The sequence below is a fragment of the Psychrobacter sp. CX90 genome (genome assembly GCF_057396305.2).
In genome coordinates this window covers 2018481-2034648 of sequence record NZ_CM182008.1, presented here as the reverse complement: position 1 = coordinate 2034648, position 16168 = coordinate 2018481, and the positions used below count along the sequence as shown (strand labels likewise).

Sequence of the window (16168 nt, the reverse complement as noted above, 5' to 3'; positions counted from 1 at the left end):
TATTATAGTTAATGACAGGGGTGTAAACAAGCATTATTTAGCAATTGCTAAATTTGAACAACCAACGCCTATGCCAAATTCGGATTTAACCACTTATCAGCCGTCTTCATATCCCAGTCATTGTGCGTTCAGCTAGCTTATATGCAATTATCAAAATAATTATAAGTCTATTAAGATTGTTTAATAAAAAGATTATATACTGTATTTTTAAATTATTTAATACACACAATTAATAACCCTACTTTGGTAAACCATAAGTCTATGCAATCCCTTAATTTAGATAATTCGGTAGTAAACAAGATCTTAAAAGCTTTCTATATCTTTCCTATTTTTATTTTACTCATTCCTTTACAAGCACAAGCAAACTTTAGTTGTCAACTTGATAAAGGTTATCAGCTTCCTAAAGAGTTAAGTTTAATTGCATTTTGCACATTTAACGATGAGTTAGCTTCTGTAGAAAACCAACTATTAAATAAATACGGTGCCGTGAATCGTCAAGGCGAAATAGTCATTCCTGTAGAGTATGACACTCCCGTTGAGTTTGTAATGGGTAGAGCGCTTGTTAAAAAAGGTGAGCATTGGCTAATTATCGATACTGATAATAAACAGATAGCCAAATTTGATTTTCAAGATGCAAGGAGTTTTGGTGCTAAAGGATTAGCAGAGATTAAACAAAATGATAAATGGGGATATATTAATATCAAAGGTGAGATTATTGTAGAGCCAAAATTCGACAATATCATTTATGGTTTTGGTTACCCAAAGCTTAACGAAGAAGTGATTGCAACGGTTGAGTTACAAGGACGGCAAGGAGCTATTAATCAAAAAGGTGAAACAGTATTACCCGTTATATTTGATGAAATTGATACTGAAGACCATATTATATTGGCTTTTCAAAATGACAAAATGGGAGTATATGATTATTCAGGTCGGATGATATTGCCTGTTGAATATGAGCCTAGTGGCTTTTATTCAGATTCCGAATGGACGGACAGAAATTGGTTACCTCTCGTTAAGGATGGCAAAATGGGAGCCATCGATAAAAAAGGGAATATTGTTGTCCCGGTTGAATTTGATGAGGTAGGAATCATAAGTGAAAATCGCTTTAAAGTCTCTAAAGAGGGTAAGTATGGAATATATGATATAAATAATCATCATGTTCCATTAATTTATGATTTTATCGGGGTATCATCAGATTATTTGGTTCGAGTTAAGCTTAATGGGAAGTGGGGATATCTTGATACGTTTAATACATTTATGCCAGTTGGCTATGATCATGCTCATGACTTTAATGAAGGTCTTGCAATCGTTGGTAATTACAAAGAACGTGATCAAACCCTTAACCCCCAAGACGATCTGGTTTTATGGGGATTTATAAATACCCTAGGAGAAGAAGTTATCACGGTAGAGTATGAAGACGTTAGACCATTCAAAGATGGTTTAGCACCTGTCATGCTTAATGGTAAATGGGGGGTTATAGACTTTCTAGGTAATAACATCATTCCTTTTGAATATGATGCAATTAGTAGTTTCGAGCAGGGATATGCAATAGTGGCTAAACAAAAGGGCAATGTGCCACTTTGTAAAGATTATCGTTACGTCGAATTTGACAATGATATCGGACTTGGAGCAGAGGCAGAAGCAGAAAATGAGTTAGTGGCTGACGCGGAGAATGCAGCTAATGATAAAATGAATTTAGACTCAGAAACTTTGACTTGTAATAATAGATCGTTTTACATAGATTCTTTAAGAGACAGAGAAAACTTTGATATGACGTTTGGTATGGTCAGCAGTCAAGGTAGTGTGGTACTTCCTGTTAAGTTCGATAATATCACTAGGGTATCAGAGGGTATGGTGGGGGTAAAACAAAATGACAAATGGGGATTTATGACTGTACATGGCGAATTCGTACTACCTTATCAGTTTGATCAAATAGCCCCTCCATTCAAAAATGGTACCATGCAGGTGGATATTTGCACTGATGATAGTGGTAATCGTATTTCTTGTCATTCTGATGAAGTAATTATCTATTCTAGACACATTGATAAATATGGAAATGTCATTAGTGAGATATGGAGTGGTAATGGATTGTTTGAAGAAGCTGATGTCGTAGATGATACCAGTAGTGATTGATTATAATGATGACTAGAATCCTTATTGAATAGTACTTAGCAAGTAACATAACTAAAAAGCGGACTTCCCAAAGAAGCCCGCTTTTTTATTATCTATTTAATAAGTCTTACGCCAAATTCGGATTCAACCACTTCTCAGCCGTCTGCATATCCCAATCCTTACGTTTGGCATAATCCTCTAATTGGTCACGACCAATCTTACCGACATTGAAATAAACACTCTCAGGGTGCGAGAAATAGAAACCACTCACTGAGGAGGCAGGCCACATGGCAAAGCTTTCAGTCAACGTGGTGCCAATGGCATTAGTGGTGTCTAACCAATCAAACAGCTTACCTTTTTCCGTATGCTCAGGGCAAGCAGGGTAGCCCGGGGCAGGGCGGATACCGACGTATTTCTCTTTAATCAGCTCTTCGTTGGTCAGGTTTTCGCCTTCTTGATACCCCCAATACTGAGTACGAATCAGCATATGTAAATGCTCGGCAAACGCTTCGGCAAGTCGGTCACACAGGGCCTGTACCATAATAGAGTTATAGTCATCGCCAGCTTCTTTATAGCTGTCAGCAAGCTCATGAGCCCCTTCAATAGAGACGGTAAATCCGCCCAGATAATCGGTATGAGTGTCCAGTGGCGAGATGAAATCTGCCAAGCTGTAGTTTGGCTTACCACTGGCCCCCTCCTTTGAACGATCCGACTGCTGGCGTAAGTGTTCAAACACATGGGTGGGCTGTCCGCCCTCAGTAATTGGCTTATCATAAACAGTGATAGTGTCGTGATCGGTACGTTTGGCAGGCATAATTTTGAAGATACCACGCGCTCGGATAAGCTTTTCATCAATGAGCTTACGCATTAACTGTTTGGCGTCATTAAACAATATACCCGCTTGCTCGCCAACCACGTCATCATCAAATATTTTCGGATATTTACCGACCAATCCCCATGAGATAAAGAAGGGTGTCCAGTCAATATAAGGCAATAAGTTATCAATAGAATAATCGTCTAAGATAACCTGCCCAAGGGTGTTGGGTTTGGGCGGGGTATAGTTATCCCAATCGAATTGAAAGCCATGCTTGATGGATTCTTTAAAGGTCAGTTTGTCCGCTTTGGGTTTGCGGTTTGCCAGACGCTCACGTACTTTTTCGTATTCTTCACGGGTTTCACTAATAAGATCTATACGATGCTCTTTCGACAGTAGTTTGGTTACCACGCCGACAGAACGTGAGGCATCGGTAACGTAGATAACGGCATCATTTTGGTAATGGGGTTCAATTTTGACTGCGGTATGTGCTTTAGAAGTGGTCGCACCGCCAATCATAAGGGGCAAGGTCATGCCACGCTCTTGCATTTGTTTAGCGACATACACCATTTCATCAAGGCTAGGGGTAATTAGTCCAGATAAACCAATGATATCGGCTTTCTCGCTAATGGCAGTGTCCAGTATCTTATCACAAGGCACCATAACTCCAAGGTCAACCACATCATAACCGTTACAACCAAGCACCACACCAACGATGTTTTTACCAATGTCGTGTACGTCGCCTTTGACGGTCGCCATGACTACCTTGCCTTTGACTTCTCCTTCTACTTTTTCAGCTTCGATGTAGGGGTTTAATACCGCGACGGAGCGTTTCATAACACGGGCTGATTTGACCACTTGTGGTAGGAACATTTTACCTGCACCGAATAAATCGCCGACCACGTTCATGCCGTCCATGAGTGGGCCTTCAATGACTTCTAAGGGTTTCGCATATTTTTGACGGGCTTCTTCGGTATCTTCGTCTATATAAGTGGTAATACCTTTCACTAAGGCATGCTCGATACGCTTCTCGACAGATTTTTCACGCCATGATAGATCAACCGTGCCGTCGTTGAGTTTGCCACCCGCCACATAACCTTCTGCGACGGTCATTAAGCGTTCGGTGGCATCTTGACCTGTTTCACCCTGATTGCGATTGAGCATGACATCTTCAATGGCATTACGGGCATCGATTGGTATCTCGTCGTACACCTCTAACATGGCAGGGTTGACGATACCCATAGTGAGACCCGCTTTAATGGCGTGATATAAGAACACGGCATTGATGGCCTCACGAATGGGATTGCCACGGAAGCTGAAGGACACGTTAGACACGCCCCCTGATACCATCGCATTGGGTAGGTTGTCAGTGATCCATTTGGTGGCATTAATAAAGTCAGCACCATAGTTGTTGTGCTCAACGATACCGGTGGCGACGGCAAAGATATTGGGGTCAAAAATGATATCCTCACTAGGGAAGCCAACTTCATCGACTAAAATGTCATAACTGCGCTTACAAATATCGATTTTGCGCTCATACGTATCGGCCTGACCCTCTTCATCAAATGCCATAACAATAACCGCAGCGCCATAGCGCATACATAGCTTGGCACGTTCAACAAATTCTGCATATCCTTCTTTTAAGGAGATGGAGTTGACGACCGCTTTACCCTGAGTACGTTTTAAGCCTTCCTCGATAATGTCCCATTTTGAAGAGTCAATCATCAGGGGCACACGGCTAATATCAGGCTCGCCTGCGACTAAGTTTAAGAAGTGAATCATCGCTCCTTTTGAGTCGAGCATGCCCTCATCCATGTTGATGTCGACGATTTGCGCACCGCCTTCCACTTGGTTTAAGGCGACTTCTAGTGCTTCGGTAAACTCGCCTGTTTTAATCAAGCGTAAAAACTTTTTAGAGCCTGTCACGTTGGTACGCTCGCCAACGTTAACAAACAAGCTGTCTTGATTGATGGTAAAGGGCTCTAAACCAGATAACCGGCAGGCAGGGGGAATGGTTGGGATTTCACGAGGCTTATATTGCTGCATCACGTCAGCAATGGCTTTGATGTGTTCAGGGCGAGTACCACAACAGCCCCCGACAATATTAAGCAGTCCTGATTTACCGAAGCCATCGAGTAGGGCAGCGGTCTCCTCTGGTGTTTCATCATATTCGCCAAATTCGTTCGGCAAGCCCGCATTGGGATGCGCAGACACATAAGTATCGGCAATATCAGATAAGGTTTGAATATGCGGCTTGAGGGCATCGGCGCCTAGGGCACAGTTAAAACCAACGGATAAAGGTTTGGCATGGCGAATAGAGTTATAAAACGCTTCGGCAGTTTGGCCGGATAGCGTACGCCCTGACGCATCAGTAATCGTACCCGATATCATAATAGGCAACTCAAATCCGATGGTTTCAAACACACCGGTTACCGCAAAAATAGCCGCTTTGGCGTTTAAGGTATCAAAAATGGTCTCGATTAAAATAAGGTCAACACCACCTTCAATTAGGGCATAAGTCGCCTCTGTATAGTTATCCACCAACTCATCAAAAGTGACGTTACGAAAGGCAGGATCATTAACATCAGGCGATAACGAGCAGGTACGAGACGTTGGCCCAATAACACCTGCCACAAATCTAGGCTTATCTGGGTTCTTTGCGGTAAATTCGTCGGCAGTTTCTCGTGCGAGTCGTGCAGCCTCACGATTTATCTCAGGTACCAGATACTCCATGTCATAATCGGCCATGGAAATCTGCGTACCATTAAAACTATTGGTTTCAATGATATCAGCACCCGCCTCCAGATGGTCTCGATGAATACTTTTGATAATCTCTGGCTGAGTGAGTACCAGCAAATCATTATTACCCTGTACATCTTGTTCTATATCTGCAAATCTCTCACCGCGATAATCCGCCTCTTGTAGCTTAAAGGTCTGGATTTGAGTGCCCATTGCGCCATCAAGCATTAAAATACGCTGAGCCAATTGGGCTTCAATGCGCTGGCGAGACGTTAGCTGTTGTTCTTTAAAGGGGAACTCTGATGGCGGCACTAGATTGAAGTTATCAGTATTATGACCTTTTTTAACCAGTTCAGCTGAGGGGTCTCGATCTACATTGACGTTGTTGCTAAGTGTGGCGTTGAGCTTTTCGTTATGTTCGGGGTGAGAGCAATACATGTGTTGATTTCTTATACAGTAGGGTGGAGTACATTAGGTTAGATTTTAGGCAATTAGATGCTATATTAGCAAATCATGATATAGCGTACTTAAATGCAAATTTATTAATCGGTCATGATTTATGCTTGTGATTTACGTTTTTGAATGATGCTGTTGAGTTATTGAAGACTATGTCAGCCTTTGCATAAAGCATAGCCGCCGTTAATTGAATATTAAACTTTAAAGTACCCATTAACAGACATAAAAGATATCACAAAAGGTATGAGGATATTAGCCATGGTAAAAAGATTAACGATATTGCCTCTGACGATCGCTTTATTAGCTACTGCGGGGTGTCAAAGCACGCTCAAAACATCCAATAATAGCAATAACGCTCAAGTAATGAGAGGTAGCAGCTCTACTAACCGCACGGTTAGCAATAATGCCAATAAGCAGCAAACCGAGTCAAAACAAACGAGCCTGATAACCAACCAAACTCAAGTAATTACCCAATATGCTTCAGTAGATGCTATACAAATGGCGAAGCGTAACCCAGACTTATCTATTTTAGTAGAGGTTTTAGAAGGCACTGGACTTACCGGTATGATAACTTTTGCAGGTAATGATTATACCATTTTTGCCCCTAATAATGCGGCGTTTGAGGCATTTTTTAGCCAAACCAACCTTACCAAACTAAAGCTACTTAATAACAAGTTATTACTACGGTCAATATTGGCTTATCATGTGGTAAAAGAGAAGGGGCCTTTGTTAGTAACCGAGTTGCCCTATGGTCAGCTATCCACTATTGGCAAAAAAAAGCTGACAGTAACTCCTCAACGGAGTTTATTAGATGGTAAAGGACGCACTGTCAGAATTGTTAAGCCAAATATAGTGACTAAAACTGGCACAGTACATGTGATTGATAGGGTAATGTTTCCTGCTAGTTAATGAGATTTTTGATTTATTCTTTGGCGAACTCTCTAATGAATACTCTAATCAATTCTACGATTAATTCTTGGCTGAGGCATTATTTAAAATCTAGGGATGCCGACCTAGTCTGTTGGTTTTATAGCCACTTAATTAGGGCAACTGGAATGGTTTCTATTTCTATTAGTTTTTAATCTACAATCATCTAACTGGCGTACAACAAAAAGCCCGATACCTAAATGTTAGCGTATCGGGCTTTGTTTGTAGTTTGTTTATAATAAAGCGATTATAAACAACTTGTTATACAGCGTTGCGAGGTTGCTTTCGACAACATCAGACAACATCGTCACGTTTAACATCAAGACTTTCTTTTTCTTTATGACGTTCTTCCCAGTAAGTGGCATTCTTGATACCGAACTTGGCAGGGTTGAAAACAAAGCGTTTGTAACTAGTACCACCGCCCGCTTTCAGCTGTGCTTCATAATCTTTAAGAATATCAAGAGCAGGACGCGCCACAAAGAAGACAATGATAATACCGATAATGTTTAACCAGGCCATTAGACCAACACCCACATCACCTAAGCCCCAGATGTAACCCGATGTATTTAATGCACCGTACGCTACCATAATCATAATAATTACTTTAACGGCAAATAAGCCACCTTTACTGGCCCCTTTACCCATAAAGCGAGTTAAATATGAAATATTAACCTCTGCAATATAGTAGTAGGCGAGTATTGTGGTAAAGGCAAAGAAGAATACAGCGATTGCGATGAATGAATCACCGAAAGTACCATACACAGACTCCATTGCCATTTGGGTAAATGAGGGAGAGCTAATAGCCGTATCGGCGGCAACATTTTGCACGATGAATTGGCCGTCTGGTAAACTACCCTGAATGTTGTACATGCCGGTTGATAGAATCATAAAGGCTGTTGCAGAACAAACTAATAAGGTATCTACATAAACTGAGAATGCCTGAACCAATCCTTGCTGTGCAGGATGGTCGACAGCAGCAGCGGCAGCAGCATGAGGGCCTGTACCTTGTCCTGCTTCGTTAGAGTAAACACCACGTTTAACACCCCAACCAATAGCTGCACCAAAGCCTGCTTGTGCAGTAAATGCATCGCCAATAATCATACCAAATACTTCGGGCACTTTACTGAAGTTGGTAAACATGATCAATAAGGCAAGGATGATATAACCCAGTGCCATAAACGGAACAGCATACTCAGTGAATCGAGCAATACGCTTAATACCACCGAATATAATAAAACCAAGAACCACAAGGATAATACCTAGTGCATAAATACGGGTTGAACCCACATCCATACCCATGATGTTCATCATAGAACCTTCACCAGCTACCTGCGCAACGGCATTAACAACACCATTGGCCTGTACGCCAGGCAAGAAGATACCACAAGCGATAATTGATGAAATGGCGAATAAAATCCCATACCATTTTTGACCCAATGCCTTCTCAAAATAGTAAGCTGGGCCACCACGGTATTCGCCAGTGACAACATCACGCTCTTTATAAATTTGACCGAGTGTTGATTCAACGTATGCAGTAGAAGCACCTAAGAAGGCAACAACCCACATCCAAAACACCGCACCAGGACCACCAAAGCCAATAGCAGCAGCAACACCAGCGATGTTACCCATACCTACCCGGCCCGCTAACGAAACCGCTAACGCCTGAAATGATGAAATGCCATCATTGTCAGGTTTACCTTTGAATAAAAGCCTAAACATTTCTTTGAAAAGACGCACTTGTACAAACCGCGTCATGATTGAGTAAAATAAACCAGCACCCAGACACAGATAGATCAGTGCGGGGCTCCAGATAATATTGTTTAAAGCACTAACAATGCCTTCCATAGTGAATCTTCCTAATATAGATAAAACTGAGATGCTTGTTCCTAACTCAGTTTTTTTTGAAGGGTTTAGAATGCATACAAGGCTTATTTGATTAAACGAATTTCTCACTCAAATAATTAAATAAGCAATAATGATTAAGACACGCATTTTAATAAGACTAACTCTATAATGTAACTATATATAGTCAAATGTTACGTTAACGTATGCCTTAGTAACTGCAATTTGCCATAAAAAAAATGTAATTACTAGCTTAATTTTTGCGCTTGCTGTCATTATTTTCACTATTTATGCTCAACAAATGTGGTTTTTATAAAATTTTTCATAGCTGATGGGCACAATAAAAGGTTGTAATTAGGTAACAATAATTGGTATTAATAGCGGTCAATCCTATTAAGACTGTACAATTAGCACAAATACACTTTAGCAATTATTAAATATGAAAATTTTTATTGAGTTTTTATGCGATTATTGATGAAGTATTGAATTAAATTAATTATTACTGACTTATTTGTATAGTCATATTTATAATGTTTAAATTTTAGGAGAAATGTTTATGTCACGTCAATCTATTTTGAAACCATTGTTTTTATCCGTTGTTATGGGTATCTCATCTGTCAGTCTGACAGGCTGTGGTTATAATAACTTACAAGCGCAAGATGAGCAGGTTACGGCGGCATGGTCTGAAGTAGTCAACCAATACCAACGCCGTGATGATTTGGTTCCAAATTTAGTTAAAGTAGTTAAGCAATATGCTGACCAAGAACAAGAGGTATTTACCGAAGTGGCTGCCGCACGCTCTAGAGCAGGTAGTATTCAGTTAACCCCAGAGGTGTTAAATGACCCTGAAGCGATGGCAAATTATCAAGCGGCTCAGGCAGAAATGACCGGTGCATTGTCACGATTAATGGCTGTTTCAGAACGTTATCCAGAGCTTAAATCAGATAAGTTGTTCCAAGATTTACAAGCTCAGTTAGAAGGTACTGAAAACCGTATTACTGTGGCACGTAACCGTTATATTCAAGAAGTGCAAGGCTACAATACGACCGTTCGCCAATTCCCAACCAATATTACTGCTAAAGTATTTGGCATGGATGTTAAGCCTAACTTTAGTGTTGAAGACGAAGCAGCCATTTCTACAGCACCCACAGTTGATTTTGGCGACTCTGCTGAAGCCACTGCCCAGTAGAGCTCTTGTGATAAAGGTCATCAGCTTTAGAGTTTGCAATTAAAATCATCAAAAACGAGTGGTCAAGATATACATGCGAAACTTAAGAAAAAAGGTGTCAGTACTCTTAATTTCAGTACTCTCTAGTAAAGTTGCAGCTCGTAAAGTTGCGCTTATTATAGTTGCAGGTCTCTTAGCAACGCCTTTAAGTTTTGCTGAAAATGAGCGTAACCAGAATCCAAACCAAAATGCCGAAGACTTAATTGCGATTGCCCAAGTTGGCAAAAACAATGAAGCCATAAATGACGCGGTTCTTGGTAATGAGGCTATTAGAGATAACATGCCTCAATTGGGCGAAGCAGTGGGTATGGGCTCTGATAGCCAAGATGGCAATCAAGTAGAATCAGCCCAGCCTACGCCACGCCAATCTACAGCGCAAAGTGTGGATAGTGATAAGCTCATTCTAAATGCACCCGTTGTGGATCAAGCTGAAATATTTAGCCCTCAAGAGAAGCAAATGCTGACTCAGCGCTTAAAGCATCTTTATGATCAGGGCTTAGCTCAAGCTGCCTTAGTAACGGTGCCCTCCACAAATGGCATGGATATTTTTCAATACAGTTTGCAAGTTGCTGACAAGTGGCAACTTGGTGAAGCCGATACAGATGATGGCCTATTGATTTTAGTAGCGGTTAATGACCGTAATATGTATATCCTATCAGGCTATGGGCTTGAAGGTGTACTCCCTGATGCGGTTCTAAATCGTATCATTGATAGTGACATTACCCCCTCATTTAAACAAGGCGACTACGCTGGTGGTCTTATTAAAGGCATAAATAGAATAGAGGAAAGGTTGGTTGCTGATCCTGAAGTATTGGCTCAGTCTGATGCCATTGCTAAAGAGAGAGCTGAAAGTGGGGCTAGTAACGCCGATTCTCCCTCTGTATTTGGCACCTTTATTATTGCCTTGATTGGTGGTATTTTCTTAACCTCAGTTTTTGGTCGTATTCTAGGCTCACTATTCGCTACTGGTGGATTCGTTGCTATATCATTGGCAACAGGTGGTAGTCTTTTAATGACGATTTTCATGGCCGTATTTTTATGGATGTTTCTATCAGCACGTAGCTCTGGTGGTGGAAAAGGAGGTAAAGGCGGAAAAGGTGGCCGTGGGGGCGGCATTGTATTTGTGCCTGGTGGCGGTTTTGGTGGTAGTGGCGGCGGCTTCGGCGGCGGAGGTTTTGGTGGTGGCGGCTTCGGTGGCGGTGGTGGTGGCTTCGGCGGCGGCGGTGCTGGCGGATCGTGGTAAGCTGACCAAAATTTCGCTTAAATGATTCTGAAATTTATTAATTATAATAATTACATATAATAATCGCACTTTCTCACATTATTTATAAGGGAGGGGATAATGTTCAACCCTGATGCTGTCTATTTTGAATGCTATAGCCTCCCTAAACTTTATATTAGTCTTAAAAGCTTTGAGGTACGACGACATGCAACATCATGCCAAATCTGACGCATCATCTACTAGCTCAGTCGCACACCCCAATGTGGCAGAAGGTCATACCGCCATCAGTAAACCAAGCTTTGCCAGATGGTGGCGTCAAGCTAAATTTGTACCCATCATTCATAATCGCTGGTTAACAGATGACGTGCGTTCCCGTTTAACTCAGAAGGTAACACAGGCAGAGATGGGGCATCGAGGTGAGGTGTTTTTAGTCATTGAAAATAGCTTACCTATTAATATGGCTTACCATATTAATGCACGCGAACGGGCAATCGATTTATTTAGTGTTTATCGTGTATGGGATACCGAAGAGAATACGGGTGTGCTGGTATATGTTAATGTATGCGAGCATGCTCTAGAAATTGTAGCAGACCGTGGGATCAATGCTCAAGTGAGCCATACAGTTTGGCGGGCAATGTGTGATAAAGCACTCGCAGGCATGTCTAAAGGTAAGATGGAGGAGAGCTTAGCGTGCTTAATCGATGAGATTGGTTTATTACTACGACAGCATTATTACTTAGAGCACGATCCAGAAGGTAATGAATTGTCTGATACAGTGGTATTTTTAAAATAGTAGTCTGTTAAGTGGGTGTTCTAGTATATCTTATTGAAAACGGTTTTTATTGAAAACGATTATGTTCACTTTATTTGATTATTTCTTGGTTTAGCGCTTAATTATTCTGCTTAATTCTCCCATGATTTATCATGTCGCTATGATCTGATCGACCAGTTTGGGCAAAACCTCTCCTGCTTTACCAGTAATAACAATATCAATAAGTGGGCTTTGAGTCGGGTTTAAATTCACTTCAATGATTTTAGCACCATTTTGTTTTGCAAGTTGTGCCAAACCAGCCGCAGGATAGACCAAGCTTGATGTACCAATACTGATGAAAATATCACATTTTTCACTGGTAATTTCGGCGTGTTGCCACTCGCTTTGGGGTAACATTTCGCCAAACCAAACTATATCTGGACGGATGTAACCCTTACATAATGTACACGTTATAAGTGATGATTGCTGAGAATCTATAGAATCTATAGAATCTATAGAATCTGTATAAGGTGTATCACATTGGCTACATTTGTTGCGCCATAAATGCCCATGCAAATGAGTCGCTTGGCTCCCTGCTTGTTCGTGCAAGTCATCAACATTCTGAGTAATTAACTCAAGTTTCTTTGAGTGGTTATCTGCCCATTGTTGTAGGTCATTTAAGGCATAATGTGCAGGGTTTGGCCGCTTATCTTTAACTAAGTTACGACGCCATTGATACCAAGACCACACCATTTTAGGATTACGCTCAAAGGCATCAATATTGGCTAAATCTTCAGCACGGTAGTTTTCCCATAGTCCTGTTTGTTTGTCTCTAAATGTTGGAATACCACTCTCTGCAGAAATACCTGCACCTGTGAGAATGCAGATGCGATTTGCTTGGCGTAGCAATTTTACTGCTTGGTCTATCGCTTGAGATATATTGTTATTCATTGCATTATCATTCATTATACTATCAGTCATTTATCACTTATCTATTCAATTGTCTATAAATCAGTCACTTACCTAAAAATTCGATACTGGCCTTAATTAACGCACCCTATTTTACAGTATGTATTGGTAACCCCTGTATTTGAAATCCCTTTATATATAACTGTCTTTAGGTATAAGGATATTTAACAAGGTATCTTACTAGTGGGCAGAGGTTGACAGATATAAAGGTATCGAGATAATTTGGTATCAAATATATCATACCCTTATTCGCTATTTAATTAAGAACTTGTATTCATCAGCTAAAGCTAGGGTGTTTTTAGAAAAATAAAACAATACGAGGCACCATTAAGTTAAAAGCGCGGGTTGAATAGTCATTCTATTTAATCCTAATTTTAATGAAGTAGTGGCTTATTTTAGGCAAAATAGCCAATAGCGGTTTGTGAATACAGGTACTAAGTATAGTCTATCAAGGTATGTATAAGTCATACTGGATAAATGAATACGGTAAACCTCAGGAGGATATATGAACCAAACTTATAGTGGGATGATGTTACTTGGCATTATTGTTGCATGTGCGTTAGTTTTATTTTTAATTGCAAGTTCAAAAAGATCGAAGCCTGACATGCAAGGCAGCAATAAGACTAAATTAAAAGTTAAGGTCAAAGACAAGGCTATATTCAAGAGTAAGCCAGGGATATTACAGAATTTACCTGATGCAAAGCTGGTTAAGCTTAAAAAGAGAGTGTCAAAGTATTTTCCTGAATTAACCACAAGCTTAAGACAGCATCATTTGATCATAGAGTATCAATCAAAAAAAATTGCTATGTTAACGGTGGATAAGACTGCTGCAATCGGTCGTCGCCGTTTAGGTGAGGTTATTGTTATTAATTTTCATGATATACCAAGCGCTGAAGAGTTAAAGATAGAGCTTAAGTTTTAGAGACGAGTAATATTTTATGTCTGAATCATACCTTCCATCTTAAAGCTAGCCGTTTAGTATTAAGGTGTATACCTTCTCATCAATACCACTGTATTTGTTTAAAATACATTTAGGTGTTTTGCTAAAGCTATTAATAAAGTCGATTCGGTTTTGGTAACAGGAAGGGGTTGAGAGAATCACGTCTTACTATCATAACTGGTGCATGTTTAGTGTGGACTAGGTTACCTATCTATATCAATACAAAGTGTTTGATTTGATTTTAGGTTGCTTAAAAGAGGTGTGTCTTTACCGTTAAATGGGTTAGGGTTGCTGCGCCTAAACAAGCATATTTTAGCAACATTATTCGATAGTCATAATTAAATATTACTTTTTGAATGTAAATAATAATAATTATCATTTACATTATTGGTTACTTTATAGATAATATAGCAACATTATTTATAAAGTAATCTGCCACTAATAAGTGATATTTTGTATGAGTACTAAACGTAAATCCATTGAATTAACAAACAACTTAACATTCTCGAAAAACTCTCAAAAGATAAATCCTCAAAAGATAAATCCTCAAAAGAAAATATTTAGCTGCTCTTTACTGAACTTAATGATTAGCACTCTAATGGTGCAAAATGCTTTAGCGGCTACAGGTACAGAATTAAACAATAAGCCTGTTGCCAATTTTGACAAGATTATTGTTATAGCTGAAAAATCAGATGAGGCCACTGAGGCTACAGAAGAAATAATATCTGCTAAGGATATTAGTGATCATCAAATTGAAAGCCAACAAGATTTGGTACGCAATAATACTGAAATTAGTGTGGCTGAAGTAGGGCGGTATGGTAACAAGGGTTATGCCATTCGAGGAGTTGATGGTAACCGAGTCGCTATGACCTTAGATGGCGTTAATCTATCCGATCAACAGATTAATCAAATATTCTCGTCATACTATGATGCTCGATTGCATGTGAGACACTTACGCTAAAATCGAATGATTTCGTAAGACTTTGAAACTAAAAATAAAATGAGGTGTTATAAGTATGATGACAATCTCGCTTACCATTAAAAATAACGAGCTTTGGGAAAATTACCAACTGGAAAAGGCAAATAATAGAATGTTATTTCCAACAGAAGGGGCAAACTTACTAGGCGTTAGTGAGCTTGAGTTAGTTTTGGCCTCTCCTTTTAGTGAGTATATTGGTTCAAATTGTAAAGACGTTTTAATGCAGCTAGAAGGGTTTGGTAACGTTGAAAGCATTGTTCGTAATAAGTTAGCGGTACATGAGAAAATTGGCCTTTATCATAACTTAAAGCTTGGAGAAAAGATGGGGCTTGCGATCAATGTAGGTGGGCTTGACTTGCGTTTCTTTATGAACCAATGGGCGCATGTTTTAGCGGTAAAAGATGAAAGTAAGGCAGATAAGGATACTTCAGCCTCCTATAGCTTTCAATTTTTTGATAAACATGGAAATGCTATTAATAAAGTATTTTTACGAGATACTTCAGAACAGAATTTACAAAAATGGCAGGAGATCGTTTCTGTACAAAAAGCGACTGTAGAAGTAGATGAACTAACACTTGAGCCAGTAAATGAAAATGGCAAAGCGCTATGGCAATATAAAGCGTTAGATGATGATAAGGTAGTAGAGTTACAGACAAAATGGAATCAGTTAACGGATATTCATCAGTTCTATTTCTTATTACAAAAGCTAGATATCGACCGTGCTAGTAGTTATCGTCAAGCCCCACAAGGTATGACTACACAGTTAGGCAAGGGAGCACTTGAGAGTATGTTGTTGGCAGTAAAAGAACAAGATTGTCCATTAATGACCTTTGTGGGAAATACTGGTGTGGTACAAATTCAAACTGGGAAAGTGCATAACGTAAAGCGTATGGGAGAATGGATAAATATTTTAGATAAAAAAGAGACCGATTTTACTCTACATCTAAACGATAGTAAATTGGACCAGATATGGTGTATTAGACGACCCACTAAAGACGGTATAGTAACTTGCGTTGAAGGTTTTGATGAATACGGTACCAGCATTATTACTTTTTTTGGTGAGCGTGCTGAGGGCGAGCCTGAGCGTGAAGATTGGCAGAAAATTGTTTCGGGATTAGAAAGAGATAATGGGGTGTCAGTAGAGTAGTAACTTGCTAACCTATACTACTCAAACCTAATCTGCCAGTTG

11 protein-coding genes are annotated in these 16168 nt (G+C 39.9%); 8 read left to right on the top strand and 3 right to left on the bottom strand.

The window, feature by feature from the left end; genetic code table 11:
- Nucleotides 1–261: 261 nt before the first annotated feature.
- Entirely contained in the window at nucleotides 262–2133 is a 1872-nt protein-coding gene (locus tag AC2SLN_RS07995) for a WG repeat-containing protein (RefSeq protein WP_486550548.1), read from the top strand.
- 106 nt (nucleotides 2134–2239) lie between these two features.
- Here AC2SLN_RS07995 and metH read toward each other — a convergent pair whose 3' ends face one another.
- Entirely contained in the window at nucleotides 2240–6103 is a 3864-nt protein-coding gene (gene metH, locus AC2SLN_RS07990; RefSeq protein ID WP_486550546.1) for a methionine synthase, read from the bottom strand.
- A 276-nt stretch (nucleotides 6104–6379) separates the two neighbouring features.
- Between metH and AC2SLN_RS07985 the strand changes: the two genes are divergently transcribed.
- Complete coding sequence (locus tag AC2SLN_RS07985; RefSeq protein ID WP_486550544.1) at nucleotides 6380–7030, top strand: fasciclin domain-containing protein; 651 nt, start codon at nucleotides 6380–6382, stop codon at nucleotides 7028–7030.
- A gap of 312 nt (nucleotides 7031–7342) precedes the next feature.
- On the opposite strand, the gene AC2SLN_RS07980 is transcribed toward AC2SLN_RS07985, so the two are convergent.
- Entirely contained in the window at nucleotides 7343–8893 is a 1551-nt protein-coding gene (locus tag AC2SLN_RS07980; RefSeq protein WP_486550542.1) for an alanine/glycine:cation symporter family protein, read from the bottom strand.
- 553 nt (nucleotides 8894–9446) lie between these two features.
- Between AC2SLN_RS07980 and AC2SLN_RS07975 the strand changes: the two genes are divergently transcribed.
- The 3 genes from AC2SLN_RS07975 (at nucleotide 9447) to AC2SLN_RS07965 (ending at nucleotide 12133) form a co-directional block, all read left to right on the top strand.
- On the top strand, nucleotides 9447–10079 hold the full coding sequence (locus AC2SLN_RS07975; RefSeq protein ID WP_486550540.1) for a LemA family protein: 633 nt from the start codon (nucleotides 9447–9449) through the stop codon (nucleotides 10077–10079).
- 94 nt (nucleotides 10080–10173) lie between these two features.
- A complete protein-coding gene (locus AC2SLN_RS07970; RefSeq protein WP_486550538.1) occupies nucleotides 10174–11361 on the top strand; it encodes a TPM domain-containing protein in 1188 nt (395 codons plus the stop codon).
- Nucleotides 11362–11545: 184 nt separating this feature from the next.
- On the top strand, nucleotides 11546–12133 hold the full coding sequence (locus AC2SLN_RS07965) for a TPM domain-containing protein (RefSeq protein WP_486550536.1): 588 nt from the start codon (nucleotides 11546–11548) through the stop codon (nucleotides 12131–12133).
- Between the two features lie 129 nt (nucleotides 12134–12262).
- Here AC2SLN_RS07965 and AC2SLN_RS07960 read toward each other — a convergent pair whose 3' ends face one another.
- Entirely contained in the window at nucleotides 12263–13072 is an 810-nt protein-coding gene (locus tag AC2SLN_RS07960) for an SIR2 family NAD-dependent protein deacylase (RefSeq protein WP_486550535.1), read from the bottom strand.
- Nucleotides 13073–13565: 493 nt separating this feature from the next.
- On the opposite strand from AC2SLN_RS07960, the gene AC2SLN_RS07955 reads away from it, so the two are divergent.
- The 3 genes from AC2SLN_RS07955 to AC2SLN_RS07945 all read left to right on the top strand — a co-directional run bounded on the left by AC2SLN_RS07955 (nucleotide 13566) and on the right by AC2SLN_RS07945 (nucleotide 16126).
- A complete protein-coding gene (locus tag AC2SLN_RS07955; protein WP_486550534.1) occupies nucleotides 13566–13982 on the top strand; it encodes a hypothetical protein in 417 nt (138 codons plus the stop codon).
- 475 nt (nucleotides 13983–14457) lie between these two features.
- A complete protein-coding gene (locus AC2SLN_RS07950; protein WP_486550532.1) occupies nucleotides 14458–14961 on the top strand; it encodes a TonB-dependent receptor plug domain-containing protein in 504 nt (167 codons plus the stop codon).
- A gap of 55 nt (nucleotides 14962–15016) precedes the next feature.
- Nucleotides 15017–16126 (top strand): ChuX/HutX family heme-like substrate-binding protein, encoded by a 1110-nt coding sequence (locus AC2SLN_RS07945; RefSeq protein ID WP_486550531.1) that lies wholly within the window; start codon nucleotides 15017–15019, stop codon nucleotides 16124–16126.
- Nucleotides 16127–16168: the final 42 nt, after the last annotated feature.